Source organism: Sphingomonas leidyi, assembly GCF_011761945.1.
Lineage (GTDB): Bacteria > Pseudomonadota > Alphaproteobacteria > Sphingomonadales > Sphingomonadaceae > Sphingomonas > Sphingomonas leidyi.
Map to the genome: position 1 here is coordinate 46,811 of NZ_JAASQV010000005.1, position 13,960 is coordinate 60,770.

Consider the following 13,960-nt stretch of genomic DNA (forward strand, 5'->3'; position numbering starts at 1 on the left):
GGCGCCTTTGCGGTTCAGGATGGCCGATGCGCGCGCGTGCTCCAACCACCCATTTGGCGCCCCTTCCGGCGATCGCCGCCCGCGCCCGGCGCGCCGCCGCCATCGCGCGCGATGGGGCAGGGGGCCTTGCGACCCTCCGCTGCCGGTCGCTCCCGCCCGGGCACCGGGAGAGGCAACGGAGTCAATGCCTTCGTCCGGCGGGCTGCCGAATCACCGGGCTTCCCGCAACGCACAAATTGCTGTACGGGCCCGCCAACTTCTTTCCAGGAAAGCACCATGAACCTCCGCAACGTGGCGATCATCGCCCACGTCGACCACGGCAAGACCACGCTCGTCGACCAGCTCTTCCGCCAGTCCGGCACCTTCCGCGACAACCAGCGCGTCGAAGAGCGCGCGATGGATTCGAACGACCTCGAAAAGGAGCGCGGCATCACCATCCTGGCGAAGCCGACCTCGGTCGAGTGGGCGCCTCCGGGTGGCGGCGAGCCGGTTCGCATCAACATCGTCGACACCCCGGGTCACGCGGACTTCGGCGGCGAGGTGGAGCGCATCCTCTCGATGGTCGACGGCGTGATCCTGCTGGTCGATTCGTCGGAAGGCGCGATGCCGCAGACCAAGTTCGTCACCGGCAAGGCGCTCAAGCTCGGCCTGCGCCCGATCGTGGTCGTCAACAAGATCGACCGTTCGGACGCGCGCGTGCAGGAAGTGCTCGACGAGGTGTTCGACCTGTTCGTCACGCTCGAGGCCAATGACGAGCAGCTCGACTTCCCGGTGCTCTACGCCTCGGGCCGCAACGGCTATGCCTCGGACGACGCCGATGCGCGCGAAGGCACGCTGCAGCCGCTGTTCGAGAAGATCGTCGAGCATGTGCCGCCGCCCGCGCTCGACCAGGACGCGCCGTTCAGCTTCCTCGTGACGCTGCTCGACCGCGACAATTTCCTCGGCCGCATCCTCACCGGCCGCGTCCAGTCGGGCACGGTCAAGCTCAACCAGCCGATCCATGCGCTCGATGCCGAGGGCAAGGTGATCGAGACCGGCCGTGCCTCGAAGATCATGACCTTCCAGGGCCTGGAGCGCGTGCCGACCGACGAAGCCAGGGCGGGCGACATCATCTCGCTGGCCGGCCTGACGGTGGCCACCGTGTCGAACACCATCGCGGACACGTCGGTCAGCACGCCGATCCAGGCGCAGCCGATCGACCCGCCGACGCTGTCGATGCGCTTCGCCGTCAACGATTCGCCGATGGCGGGCCGCGAGGGCAGCAAGGTGACGTCGCGCATGATCCGCGACCGCCTCGAGCGCGAAGCCGAGAGCAATGTCGCGATCAAGGTCACCGAGAGCGAGGACAAGGACTCGTTCGAAGTCGCCGGCCGCGGCGAACTCCAGCTCGGCGTGCTGATCGAGACGATGCGCCGCGAGGGCTTCGAGCTCGGCATCAGCCGCCCGCGCGTGCTGTTCGGCGAGGACGAGAGCGGCAAGAAGACCGAGCCGTACGAAACCGTCGTGATCGACGTGGACGACGAATTCTCGGGCACGGTCGTCGACAAGATGAACCAGCGCAAGGCCGAGATGACCGACATGCGCCCCTCGGGTGGCGGCAAGACCCGCATCACCTTCTCGGCGCCGTCGCGCGGCCTGATCGGCTATCATGGCGAGTTCCTGTCGGACACCCGCGGCACCGGCATCATGAACCGCCTGTTCGAGAAATACGGCCCCCACAAGGGCAATATCGAAGGCCGCAAGAACGGCGTGCTGATCTCGAACGGCAATGGCGAGGCGCAGAGCTATGCCCTGGGCCCGCTCGAGGAGCGCGGCATCCTGTTCGTCGGCCATGGCGAGGCCCTGTATGAGGGCATGATCGTCGGCGAGAACGCCAAGACGGAAGACCTTGAGGTCAATCCGATGAAGGCGAAGCAGCTCACCAACTTCCGCGCCTCGGGCGGCAAGGACGACGCCGTCCGCCTGACCCCGCCGAAGAAGATGACGCTGGAGCAGGCGATCGCGTACATCGACGATGACGAGATGGTCGAGGTGACGCCCACCAAGATCCGCCTGCGCAAGCGCCACCTCGATCCGCACGAGCGCAAGCGCGCCTCGCGGGCGAAGCACGCCGCTTAAGACCTTTCCTGCAGGCACCGATCTGTGTTTGGCTCCGTCCGGTCCCCAGTGGATCGGGCGGAGTTTTCATGGGCTTCGTTCGCGGGGCGACAATCGTGCCGATGTCGATGCGCTGGTTGGAGCGGCCGGGATCATCATACTCGTCTGGCTGCTTGCGACGTTCGTGCCCTCGATCGTCCTGCTCGCCCGCCGGCTGCATGATTTCGACGCCAGCGGCAAATGGGCTTGGACGACTTTCGTCCCGTATCTCGGGTTCCTCGCCGTGATCGTGATCGGCCTGATTCCGGGAACCAAGGGCGAGAACGAGAAGGGCCAGGATCCGCGCGACCTGGATCCGAACGCGATGGCCGAGGTCTTCGAGTGATTTGGGGGGGCGGGGCTTTCCAACGGACGGGTATCTATGATTAGCTCCGTCTCGTCCCAGTAGGTCGGACGGAGTTCTCTATGCTGCTCACGGTGCTGGCCCTGATCGCCGCGCAGGAAGCGCCGGGCACGGTCAACCAGCCGAAACAGGGTGCGGACGGCAAGCAGAGCTGGTCGATCCTCAACGATCCCTGCTCCGGCGGCCCGCCGCGCAAGCCGGACGAGATCGTGGTCTGCGGCCAGGGCGTCGATTCCGTTCCCCGCCTGCCGCTCCCCGGCGAGCGGGGTCCGCCCGACCGGCCGATGCCGAGCAATCCGGACGTGAGCGGCATCGGCGCGCTCAACGCCTCGATCGCGCCCTGCGCCACCCGGTCCGAGGGCTGCACGACGGGCATCAATATCCTCGGCATGGGCACGGCCCTGATCCGCGGCGTGGGCAAGCTGGTCGACCCGAACAGCTGCTGCGAGGAGCCGGGCGAGGCGACCAACCCGGTCAAGCTGATCGGCGATGCAATTGGCGGGGTGGGGCGCAGCTTCAAGAAGAAACCCGACAAGGCCGGCCGCGTCGCCATCCCGCTCGACGACTTGCCGCCGCCCGAGCCGCGCCGGCTGCGCGATCTCGAGGTCCGCCTGCCGCTACCTTGACCTTTGCCACCGGTGTCATCTAGCGTCCACTCCTAAACGATATCGGGGAGGATTGGATGCGAGGGGCTATGTTCGCCGGTTTGGCTCTGGTGCTGTCGGCCGGCGCGGCACAGGCGCAGACTGCCCCGAAGGACCGCCCCCCGGCGGTGCCGATCAAGGCGTCGAAGATCATCCTGGTCGGCGATTCCACCACCCAGGTGCTGTCGGGCTGGGGCGGCAGCTTCTGCGCCTATCACGTCACCAGTTTCGCCGCCTGCGTGAACCTCGCCCGGGGCGGGCGCAGCACCTATAGCTACCGGGCCGAGGGCAGCTGGGACCTGGCACTGGCCGAGATGAAGACGCGCGGCTTCGCGAAGACCTGGGTGCTCATCCAGTTCGGCCATAACGACCAGCCGGGCAAGCCGGGCCGCTCGACCGATCTCGCCACCGAATTCCCGGCGAACCTGCGCCTCTATGTCCAGGAGGCCCGCGCCGCCGGCGCCGAGCCGATCCTTCTCACGCCGCTCACCCGGCGCCAGTTCAAGGCAGGCAAGCTCGAGCGCGATCTCGATCCCTGGGCGGAGGCGATCCGCAAGGTGGCGGCGGAGCTGAAGGTGCCGCTGGTCGATCTCAACCGGCGCAGCGCCGATGCGGTGGAGGCGCTGGGGCCGTCGATGGCCAACCGCTTCGCGCAGGTGCCGCCGGCCCGCGAGGTCGCCGCCGCGGCGCTTGCCGGCACCACGATCGCCAACCCGGTCGCGGCCGTCGCCCAGGCCCTGCCGCAGGACAATGCTGCGGTCGAGCCGCTGGGCGATGCCAGGCTCGCCTTCGACTATACGCATCTCGGCCCGGTAGGCGCCGATTTCTTCTCGAAGATGGTGGCCGACGCGCTGGCGGTCGCCGTGCCGGGGATGCGCCCGCTGCTGGTACCCTGAGACTAGCGGCGCCGCCCGATCAGGCGTCGCCCAGCGCGAGCAGCACGGCCCATTCGTCGTCGCGGACGGGCGTGACCGAGAGGCGGGACTGGCGGAGCACTTCGAGCTTCGCCAGCCGCGGTTCGGCCTTGAGCATGGCGAGCGTCACCGGCCTGGCGAGCTTGCGCACCGGCTTCACCGCGACGCTGGCCCATTTGCCGTCATCGCCGTCCGGCTGCCAGGCGCGGGTGATCTCCATGATCCCCACCGCCGCCTTCTCGGTGTTCGAATGATAGAACAGGGCCTGGTCGCCCGGCGCCATGTCCTTCAGGAAGTTGCGGGCAGTGTAGTTGCGCACGCCGTTCCATTCGGTCGCCCCGTCGCGGACCAGGTCGTCCCAGGAATAGGCGTCGGGTTCGGAGCGGAGGAGCCAGTAGCGCATGCCGCCGCCTTAACCGCCTAAACGGCTGCTTAACAACCGATTCCGAACCAGTTCAGCCGCCGGGCGTTATCTCCATAGCCTCAGCGCCGCGACTCGTCCCTCCTCGGACGGCCGGCAGGCGCCCGCAAATGAGGAGGAAAGTGATGACCAATTTCGTTAAGAAGGCCGTGCTCGGCACCGTCCTGGGCGCGACCGTGCTGGTCGCCGTCGCGCCGGCGGCCGAGGCGCAGCGCTATCGCGGCCATTATCGCGGCCATGACAATACCGGCACCGCAATCGTCGCGGGTATCGCCGGCCTCGCCATCGGTGCCGCGATCGCCAGCGACGGCCGCCGCTACGACCATTATGACCGCCGCTATGACTATGATCGCAGCTATTATCGCGACCATGGCTATTACCCGACCGACGGCTATTATTATCGCGACTATTACCGCTCCTATCGCGGCTATTGCGAGGTCCGCCGGGTGTGGGATCCCTATCTCGATCGCCCGGTGCGGGTCCGCTACTGCCGCTGACGTTTCCGGGGAGGGGTAGCCTGGCGCTGCCCCTCCGCTACGCTGCGGGCATGGGCACCGATTCGCACCTGCAGCCGCGGCAGCACGCCGCCGATCCTTCCGATCCCTATCGCCGGGAAGCCCAGACCTTCCCCGAACTCGACGACGACATGGCCGGGCGCGCCGCCGCCTTTGGCAGCGTCGAGGAATGGCCGGAGGGCGGCGCCCTGTTCGAGCGCGGGCAGCGCAGCGTCGATTTCTTCCTGGTGCTGGCCGGCGCGGTCGAAGTGCTTGACGTCGATGCCAAGGGCCGCGAGCATGTCGTGCATGTCCATGGGGCTCGCCAGTTCACCGGCGAGCTCGATCTGTTCAACGACCGCAAGATCCTCGTCTCCGCCCGGGTGCTGCCCGGCACGCGCCTCGTGCGGGTCGAGCGGCTGGCGTTTCGCCGCCTGATCGCCGCCGAGCCGGACATCGGCGAGGTCGTGATGCGCGCCTTCATCCTGCGCCGGGTGGGCATGATGCTGCACGGCGAGGCAGGCATCGCGCTGATCGGTCCCGCGCACGGCGCGGCCACTGTCCGGATCGAGAGCTTCCTGCGCCGCAACGGGCTGCCCCATCGCCAGATCGACACCGAGACCGATGCCGATGCCGGCGGCTTCCTCGAATGCTTCCGGCTCGCACCGGAGGACCTGCCCGTGGTGGTGGTCCGGGGCCAGGCGCTGCGGCGGCCGAGCAACGGCCAGGTGGCGGACGCGCTTGGCCTCACCGTCGAGCTCGATCCCGCCCATGTCCATGACGTCGCCGTGGTCGGTGCCGGCCCCGCCGGGCTTGCCTCCGCCGTCTATGCCGCCTCGGAGGGGCTCGACACGATCGTCGTCGAATCGATCGCGCCGGGCGGGCAGGCGGGGACCAGCTCCAAGATCGAGAATTATCTCGGCTTCCCCACCGGCATCTCGGGCCAGGCGCTGGCCGGACGGGCCCAGGTGCAGGCGCAGAAGTTCGGCGCGCGCCTGCTGGTCTCGCGCGGCGCGGTGGGGCTCGATTGCGCCGCAACGCCGTTCGTCGTGCGGCTCGACGACGGGACCGAGATCCGCTCGCGCGTCGTGGTGGTCGCCACCGGCGCCCGCTATCGCAAGCTCGACTTGCCGCGCTATGCCGAGCTGGAGGGCAACGGCATCTATTATGCCGCCACCAACATGGAAGCCGGGCTCTGCGCCGGGCAGGAAGTGGTGGTGGTGGGCGGCGGCAACTCGGCCGGGCAGGCGGCGATCTACCTCGCCCGCAGCGCGGGGCATGTCCACATCCTGGTCCGCGGCAAGGGGCTGGCCGAGACGATGTCGCGCTATCTGATCGACAGGATCGAGGCTTCGGACCGGATCACGCTGCACCCCTTCACCGAAGTGACCGCGCTGGAGGGCGAGCGGCACCTGACCGGCCTGGGCTGGACCGACCGCAAGAGCGGCGAGGCGAGCCGGCGCCGCGTGGGCGCGCTGTTCGTGATGATCGGCGCGGTGCCCGCGACCGACTGGCTGGACGGCTGCCTCGACCTGGATCCCGCCGGCTTCGTGCGGACGGGGAGCGGCGACACCTTCTTCTGCTCGTCCAGGCCGGGCATCTTCGCGGTCGGCGACGTCCGCTCGGGCTCGGTCAAGCGAGTCGCGTCGGGCGTGGGCGAGGGATCGGTGGTGGTCTCTTCGATCCACCGTTATCTTGAAAGCCTGCGCCAATAGCGGCAAAGGGCTGCCCATGAGTGACACGCCCCCGGACCGCCTGTCGGTCAACCAGAACAGCCCCTATTTCCAGCGCGAACTGCTGGAGCGCGGCATCGGCATCCGCTTCAAGGGCAATGAGCGCCGCGACGTCGAGGAATATTGCATTTCCGAAGGCTGGGTCCGCGTCGCGCTCGGCAACAAGGTCGACCGCAAGGGCAACCCGCTGACGATCAAGCTGGTCGGCCCGGTCGAGGCATGGTTCGAGCGGCCCGCCGAAGGCAGCGCGGAAGAAGGCGCCGAGGGCTGATCCTCAATCCTCCCTTGGGAGGTTCTTCGACTGCGCCGACGCACTTTCATCGATGACGCCGATGTTGGTGCTTATCCCCTTGAGACAAGTAGCCTTTTCGTCATCCCCGCGCAGGCGGGGACCCAGGGGTCTCTCTGTCGTATCGCCCGTGACTCTGGACCCCCGCCTGCGCGGGGATGACGATTATGGGACCATCCTTGTCTCAAGGGGGTAATCGCCAAACGCGTTCAGCACGAAGCTACGCCGAAAACGCCGCCCGGGCCGCATCCTCGAACGCCTTGAGCGCGGCCAGGTGCGGGAAGGGACCGTGGCTGATCCGCGCGATGCCCGTCTCCGCCACGGCCCGGGCATCCGGGGCACCGGGAAAGGCCATGAAGTTCACCGGCAGCGGCACCGCCTTCGCCACCCGCTCGAGCAGCGCGAGATCGGCGAGGCCGGGGACGAAGAAGCCGCTCGCGCCGGCATCGGCATAGGCCTTGCCGCGCGCGATCGCCGCATCGGCCATCGCCGCGTCATGCGTATCGCCGGGCGCGATCAGGAAGATGTCGGTGCGGGCGTTGAGGAAGAAATCCGGGCCCACCGTCCAGCGGATCGCCGCGATGCGGGCGGCCTGTTCCTCGATGCCATGCAGGGCGCGCGCGGCAGTGCCGTGGCTGGCCACGATCTGATCCTCGAAATTGCAGCCGATCGCGCCCGTGGCGGCAAGCTTCTCGACATTGGCGGCAACCGCATCGGGATCGACCGCATAGCCGCCCTCGAAATCCACGCTCACCGGCAGCGCCACCGCCGCCACGGTGCGCCGCGCATTGGCCAGGGCGAGATCGAGCGGCAGCGCCTCCGCATCGTCATAGCCATGTGCGGTGGAGACCGAGGCGCTGCCCGTGGCGATTGCCCGGGCGCCGGCGCGCTCCGCCGCGCGTGCGCTGCCCGCATCCCATATGTTGAACAGGATCACCGGATCGCCGGGCACATGAAGCGCGGCAAAGCTCTGATACTTGGCGGACATGACGGAACCCCTCTTGTTCATGTATTGTTCTAGAAGGGTAACGGCGCCGCGGCAAGGGGGTCGTAGCGCCGTCTCGTAACCATGCTGACAAGATCTTGTCACTTGGCCCGGCGCCACGGGCGCGGCGGATCCAGGCTCTAGACCTGTGCCCGTTGGGGATCCCCAGGAGGCAAGGATAGCCTCATGACCGTCATCCCCGCCTGCGCGGGGATGACAAGGTTTGCTGAACGAGTCTTGACCCTAGTGGACGAACCGCGCCACCACGTCGCGATAGGAGCGGCTCACCTTCACCTGCGCGCCCGAATCGAGCACGAGGAAGCATTCGCCATTGGTGTGCGGCTTGACCTGGCGGACCAGGTCGAGATTGACGATGGTCGAACGGTGCACGCGCTGGAAGCGGCGCGGATCCAGCCGCTTCTCGAGATCCTTCATCGTCTCGCGCAGGATCAGCGTGTTGTCGCCGGTGTAGATGCACATATAGTCGCCGGCGGCGTCGATCCGCTCGATCGTGTCGACGTCGACGCGGAAGATCTGGCCGCGATCCTTGATGTTGATCAGCTTCTCGAAACGGTTCGATGCCATCTCGCCGTCCATGGCCGAGGCGGCGATTTCGTCGACCGCTTCGGGAGCCACTTCGGCAAGCACTTCCTTCAGCTTCTCGATCTCCTCGACGCCGCGCTTCTCGCTGAGGCGCTGGCGGACGCGCTCGATCGTATCGGCCAGCCGGGCGGGTTCGACCGGCTTCATCAGATAGTCCACCGCCTGCGCCTCGAAGGCGCGGATCGCGTGATCGCTATAGGCGGTCACGAAGACGAACAGCGGCGGCTCGACTTCCATCAGCCCCTGAACGACCGAGAAGCCGTCGAAACCGGGCATCTGGATGTCGAGGAAGACAAGGTCGGGCTTGTGGGTCTTGATCGAACGGATCGCTTCGCGCCCGTTCGAGCATCTGTCGATGATCTCGACGTCGTCATGTTCCTGAAGCCTCAGCTCGAGCCCCTGGATGGCCAGGGATTCGTCGTCGACCAGAATAGTACGGATGGTCATGCGGCCTCTCGATTAGGTTCCTCGATCTGGAACGGTATCTCGATCTCAACGCTGAACCCCTTCCCTGGGTCCGAACGCGTCTCAAATCGATGGTCAGGCCCGAAAGCCTGGGCCAACCGTTCCTTGATATTGGCGAGCCCCACGCCGGTTGAAAGGGTCGGCCGCTGCTTGGCCTCGATCAATCCCGGACCCGTATCGGATACGGCGATCTGCACTCGTTCTCCGGCGAGCCGAGCGGAGACGGTGATATCGGCGCCCTCTTCCTGGGGCGTGACGGCATATTTGATCGCATTCTCGACGAGCGGCTGGAGCAGCAGCGAAGGCAGCCGCGCCTTGGCGACGCGCTCGTCGATGTCGAAATGCGGGCGCAGGCGCTCGTCGAAGCGCATCTTCTCGATCTCGAGATAGAGCTTCAGCGTCTCGGCCTCCTGGGCGAGCGTGACGTGCGCGGTGGGCTCGTTCGCCAGCGTGTAGCGCAGGAAGGAGGAAAGGCGGGAGAGCATGATGTTCGCCCGCTCGGTCTGCTTCAGCAGCACCAGCGTGGAGATCGAGTTGAGCGTGTTGAACAGGAAATGCGGGTTGAGCTGGTAGCGCAGCATCGCCAGCTGGGCATGGCTCGCCTGCACTTCCAGCGCCTGCATCTGATCGATCTGCTGCTCGACGATCAGATAGAAGTTGATCGCGAAATAGAGCGCGGACCAGCCGGCCAGCACGGTGAAGTTGATGAACACGGTGCCGACGACCAGATTGAACGAGATGTTCGGGGTCGGCATCTTGATGAAGGAATAGATGAACGCGTCGAGCACCGCATAGATCGCCGTCGCCGTGCCCAGCGTCGCCAGCGTCAGCAGGATGCCCGGGATGCGCGGCAACCGCCGGTAATAGCCGTAGAGCGTCGAGAGCAGCAGCGTGAGGCAATAGCCGATGATCGATTCGATGATCACCGCGATCACGCCCTCGACGCTGAAGCCGTTGGACAGCGACACCACGGTGCGCAGCAGCAGATAGCCGGTCCAGCCGCCGGCCTGGAGCATCCAGAAGGCGCGGTTCTTGTCCTCGAAGAACGGGCGCGACAGCGCGGCGGGCGCCGGCTGCTTCAACGGCTGGGCGAGGAACGGGGAGCTAGGATCCAGGGTAGCCACGCCCAAGCCTCTAACACCGCTGACAGGCGGGGGCAAAGAGGCGTAGGCTGGGCGCGCCGGCGCGAGACCGGGGCGATTGCGGAGAGCGAGGATGGATCAGGGCGGCGAACGCGCGAAATTCCACGCGATGACGGAAGGCACCGCCGAGGACTGGGCGATCATCGGCGGGCGTTCCGCGGCTTTGCGGGCGGATTGCCCGATCGGATCCTGGGGCACCTCAAGCTGCTCGACGGCGATTTCGGCGGATTCGCGATCGACCGGCTGCAGCACTCGCTCCAGACCGCGACGCGCGCGCATCGCGACGGACGCGGCGAGAACTATGTGGTGATGGCCCTGCTCCACGACATTGGCGACACGCTGGGGAGCTACAATCATCCCGAGATCGCCGCCGCGATCCTGCGCCCCTTTGTCAGCGAGGAACTGCACTGGATCGCCGACAAGCACGGCGCCTTCCAGGGCTATTATTTCTTCCACCATCTCGGGCTGGACCGCGAGGTGCGCGAGGGGTTTCGCGGGCATCCGCATTTCGAGGCATGTGCGGAATTCTGCGAGCGCTATGATCAGGCGGCGTTCGACCCGACCTACGAAAGCGCGCCGCTCGCCTTTTTCGAGCCGATGGTCCGCCGCGTCTTCGCGAAGCCGCTGAACAGCATCTACGCACGGGCGCCCGAGGCAGCCTGAGTCCTTCCCGCCGGCAAGTGCCGCGATGCTGTCGCCGCCCCCGATCCGGGAGGATGGCCGATGGTCGAGTCGGACCGGCATCGCCGGCGCTTGCAATCGATACGCCCCCCAAACGAAAACCGCCGCCCCGTTTCCGGAGCGGCGGCTTCGTGTTCCCGTTCGGGAAGCGGATCGTGGCTTAGAAGCCGACGACCAGCGTGCCCATCACGGTGCGCGGGTAACCGATCTGGGTGAACGGCGGGTTGCCGTAGTTGGTGATCGCACCCGTCGTCGCGTTGAAGGTCGGGCCCTGGTTCAGCGCGCCGTTGCCGCTGTTGACCGAACCGACCCAGAACTCGTTGAACAGGTTGCGAACGTTGACCTGGAAATAGGTCTTCTTGTTCAGGCCGGCCCAGGTGAGGTCGACACGCGCGTTGAGGTCAACCAGCGTGTAGGCCGGGGTCTTGGCCGGGAAGATGTCGAAGGTCTGGACCGCACCGTTGACGGTGAGAGCCTGACGGATCGGCTCGTTGGTGTCGTAGATGTAGCGCGGACCCGTGCGCTTCACGTCGATGCCGAGCGACACCGGCTCGACGTCGACCGTCGCGCCGCCACCGAAGGTGTAGACGGGAGCGTTCGACTCGCGCTTGCCGGCGGTCGGAGCATAGATGATCGCACCGGCCGCAGTGCGGGCGACCTCGACGTCGTTCACGATCTCAGAGTGGAGGTATGAACCGAACGCATAGACGCTCAGCTGCTTGACGGGCTGGTAGGTCACCGAGCCGTCGAAGCCGTACTTACGCACGGTGCCGAGGTTGCGGTAGACCGACTTTTCCAGCTCGGGATCGTAGGACGAAGCGAGACGGTTCTTGTAGTTGGTGTACCACGCGCCGAACTGCGCCTGCAGCGTCGCCGAGCGATAGCGGACGCCGAGGTCGAAATTGTCCGTGGTCTCCGGCTTCGGCGTGGCGCGCTCCGAACCCTTCGGGAAGTAGAAGGAGTTGTAGAGGTTGTCCGTACCCGGGACCTGCAGGCCCTTCGAGTAGTTGCCGAAAACGTCGACCTGCGGAGTCAGCGACCAGGTGTAGCCGACGTTCGGCAGCACGCGGTTGTAGTTCAGGACGCGCTGCTGCGGCCCCTGGGTCGGGAAGGTGCAGGTGATCGGCGCCGTGGTGGTGCAGGTGGCGCCCGAAGCGGCGGCCGCGCTGGCGGTAACCGTCTGGGTCGGGGTGCCGGCAAGGAAGCCCGCAACCTGCGAACCGCACTCGATGAAGCCCGAAGCGCTCGACGTGGCGCAATAGTTGGTCAGGTTGCGGCGCATGAACGGCGCGCGGACGCCCGCATTGATCTTCAGCGTGCCGTCGAAGAACTCGCCGCGATATTCGGCAGCGACCTGCTGCAGGATGGCGTACGACAGACGGTCGCGCTTCTGCAGGGAGTTGCCGTTCGCGTCGAGGATCGGGTTGTTGACCGGGAAGACGTCGAAGGGCTTGCCGTTGAGCTGCAGATAGCCGAGCTCGCCGGTCTGACGGTGGCGCGCACGGTCATAGGTGTAGGCGATACGGACGCTCTGGTCGGGCGACAGGTCGTAGCGCAGCGACGCGATGACGCCGATGCGGTGCGTCTGGGTCTGGCTGGGGGCCAGGACGCGAACGGTGTCGAGCGTGTCGCCGTCGCCGTTCAGGTCGCGGCCGGCATAGGGCGTGCCGCCCCAATAGCCCGGCTGGCAGTTCACCGTGCCGCTGTTGGCGGTGGTGTTGCAGTTCGCGCGCGCCGGCGTGCCGGCCGGGTTGAGGTCGAAGCTCGACTCGTTCGCGACGACGGTGCCGCCGCCGTTCGCCTTGACGAACTGGTAGCTCGGGTCGACCGTGAGGACGAGGCCGTCAGACAGGGTGAAGCGCGACTGGCCGCGGATGTTGCCGGTGTTCGACGGGTTGAAGCGCTCGTCGAAGGTCGAGCCGCAGCTGTTGGCGACGTCGGCCACGCCCGGGCGGGCCACCGTGTTGATGGTGCAGGCCGGGACGTTGTAGAACGCTTCGCCGTTGTTCATCGGGTAACGGTCGGTCGCGTTCACGCCGGTGTTGCGCACGCCATTGGAGATGACGACCTGCTGGCCCGCGGGGCAGGGGTTGGTCGTGACGGCGCAGCCGACCGCGCGCTGCACGGTGTCCCAACGCAGCGGAACCGAGCCCTGGAAGTTGTTGCGGTTCTCGTTGTAGTGGCCCGCGATCGCAATGAAGTCGCCGCTATCGCCCAGCGGCTGATAGATCTTGGCGTTGAACTGCTGCTTGTTGATCTTCGAGTTCGGGTTCCAGCGCTGATAGTTGCGCGACTGGCTCGCCGCGAACCACGCACGGGTGCCGGCCGAAGTGAACTCGCCGGTGTCGACGAGGCCGAAGGTGCGGAAGAAGCCGTACTGGCCCACCGAACCGACCAGCTTCACGCCGAAGTCGCGGCTGGGAACGCGCGTGCGGTAGTTGACGGTCGAACCGGTCGCGCCGGCGGTCGGCGAGTCGACGTCGGTCGAGCCGAGGTTGACGTTGACCTGCTCGATCAGTTCCGGATCGATCTGCTGGTTCGAATAGATGGCGTAGTTGCCCGAATCGTTCAGCGGCACGCCGTCGAAGGTCTGGCTGATGCGCGTCGAGTCGAAGCCGCGGATGCTCATCGAGCCGCCCGACGAACCATAGGGATCGTTATTCTGGAAGCTGACGCCCGGGAGCTGGTTGATCAGATCATTGACGCTGGCGCCCGGCGCCTGGCGTTCGATGAATTCCTGCGTGAGGACGCCCTTGGCCCGCGAGGTGTCCGGAATGATGATTCCGTTCACGCCATTGTCGGCACGGCCGCCGGTCACGACGATCTCGGTCTCGCCCTCGAAGTCCTGCGTACCGGTGGACTGCGCGAACGCTGCCCCCGGGACCATCAGCGCGGCAAAAGCCACGCCCGCAAAAAGCTTGGTGCGCATTAGAGGTGTTTCCCTTTCGGTGTGTGCTTATCGTCTGCACTGAACGCGGTGCGGTTCACCGTCGTCGCCGCCCATGCGATTAATTTATGTCGGTCCTGTGACAGTCAATCCGAGTCCTGTGGGGCAGGCCGGTTAATCTGCGATTCAGGATTGTTGCGTT

Annotated in this window: 12 protein-coding genes and 1 pseudogene; 8 read left to right on the forward strand and 5 right to left on the reverse strand. The window is 66.5% G+C overall.

All coding sequences use genetic code 11. From position 1 onward, the window contains the following. Nucleotides 1-276: 276 nt before the first annotated feature. The 4 genes from typA (at nt 277) to FHR20_RS19335 (ending at nt 4,040) form a co-directional block, all read left to right on the forward strand. On the forward strand, nt 277-2,118 hold the full coding sequence (typA, locus tag FHR20_RS19320) for a translational GTPase TypA (protein WP_167301255.1): 1,842 nt from the start codon (nt 277-279) through the stop codon (nt 2,116-2,118). A 28-nt stretch (nt 2,119-2,146) separates the two neighbouring features. Next, nucleotides 2,147-2,482, forward strand: coding sequence for a DUF805 domain-containing protein (locus FHR20_RS19325; RefSeq protein ID WP_167301256.1), 336 nt, complete (start codon nt 2,147-2,149; stop codon nt 2,480-2,482). Nucleotides 2,483-2,562: 80 nt separating this feature from the next. After that, nucleotides 2,563-3,126 carry a hypothetical protein gene (locus FHR20_RS19330; protein WP_167301257.1) on the forward strand — a complete coding sequence of 188 codons (564 nt, stop codon included), beginning with the start codon at nt 2,563-2,565 and terminating at the stop codon, nt 3,124-3,126. A 56-nt stretch (nt 3,127-3,182) separates the two neighbouring features. After that, nucleotides 3,183-4,040: a rhamnogalacturonan acetylesterase gene (locus FHR20_RS19335; RefSeq protein WP_167301258.1), complete on the forward strand. Its 858-nt coding sequence runs from the start codon at nt 3,183-3,185 to the stop codon at nt 4,038-4,040. Nucleotides 4,041-4,059: 19 nt separating this feature from the next. Here FHR20_RS19335 and FHR20_RS19340 read toward each other — a convergent pair whose 3' ends face one another. Then, nucleotides 4,060-4,461 (reverse strand): EVE domain-containing protein, encoded by a 402-nt coding sequence (locus tag FHR20_RS19340; protein ID WP_167301259.1) that lies wholly within the window; start codon nt 4,459-4,461, stop codon nt 4,060-4,062. 143 nt (nt 4,462-4,604) lie between these two features. On the opposite strand from FHR20_RS19340, the gene FHR20_RS19345 reads away from it, so the two are divergent. From FHR20_RS19345 to FHR20_RS19355, 3 genes are read left to right on the forward strand one after another with little or no spacing between them, the layout of a single operon-like run. Next, the gene (locus FHR20_RS19345; protein WP_167301260.1) at nt 4,605-4,976 is read left to right on the forward strand and encodes a hypothetical protein; all 372 of its coding nucleotides are present in this window, start codon (nt 4,605-4,607) and stop codon (nt 4,974-4,976) included. 50 nt (nt 4,977-5,026) lie between these two features. Then, entirely contained in the window at nt 5,027-6,688 is a 1,662-nt protein-coding gene (locus tag FHR20_RS19350) for an FAD-dependent oxidoreductase (RefSeq protein ID WP_167301261.1), read from the forward strand. 16 nt (nt 6,689-6,704) lie between these two features. Continuing rightward, nucleotides 6,705-6,977 carry a DUF3297 family protein gene (locus FHR20_RS19355; protein WP_167301262.1) on the forward strand — a complete coding sequence of 91 codons (273 nt, stop codon included), beginning with the start codon at nt 6,705-6,707 and terminating at the stop codon, nt 6,975-6,977. A gap of 238 nt (nt 6,978-7,215) precedes the next feature. Here the strand turns inward: FHR20_RS19355 and FHR20_RS19360 are convergent, their stop codons facing one another. The 3 genes from FHR20_RS19360 to FHR20_RS19370 all read right to left on the reverse strand — a co-directional run bounded on the left by FHR20_RS19360 (nt 7,216) and on the right by FHR20_RS19370 (nt 10,064). Further along, a complete protein-coding gene (locus tag FHR20_RS19360) occupies nt 7,216-7,983 on the reverse strand; it encodes an isocitrate lyase/PEP mutase family protein (RefSeq protein ID WP_208413773.1) in 768 nt (255 codons plus the stop codon). A gap of 240 nt (nt 7,984-8,223) precedes the next feature. After that, nucleotides 8,224-9,030, reverse strand: a complete 807-nt coding sequence (locus tag FHR20_RS19365; RefSeq protein WP_086128202.1) for a LytR/AlgR family response regulator transcription factor — start codon at nt 9,028-9,030, stop codon at nt 8,224-8,226. Then, entirely contained in the window at nt 9,027-10,064 is a 1,038-nt protein-coding gene (locus FHR20_RS19370) for a sensor histidine kinase (RefSeq protein ID WP_086128473.1), read from the reverse strand. The genes FHR20_RS19365 and FHR20_RS19370 overlap by 4 nt, the downstream gene beginning before the upstream one ends. 199 nt (nt 10,065-10,263) lie before the next feature. Between FHR20_RS19370 and FHR20_RS19375 the strand changes: the two are divergent. After that, nucleotides 10,264-10,853: pseudogene (locus tag FHR20_RS19375) on the forward strand (HD domain-containing protein). Nucleotides 10,854-11,031: 178 nt separating this feature from the next. Here the strand turns inward: FHR20_RS19375 and FHR20_RS19380 are convergent. Beyond that, nucleotides 11,032-13,800 (reverse strand): TonB-dependent receptor, encoded by a 2,769-nt coding sequence (locus FHR20_RS19380; RefSeq protein ID WP_167301264.1) that lies wholly within the window; start codon nt 13,798-13,800, stop codon nt 11,032-11,034. Between the last annotated feature and the right edge of the window lie 160 nt (nt 13,801-13,960).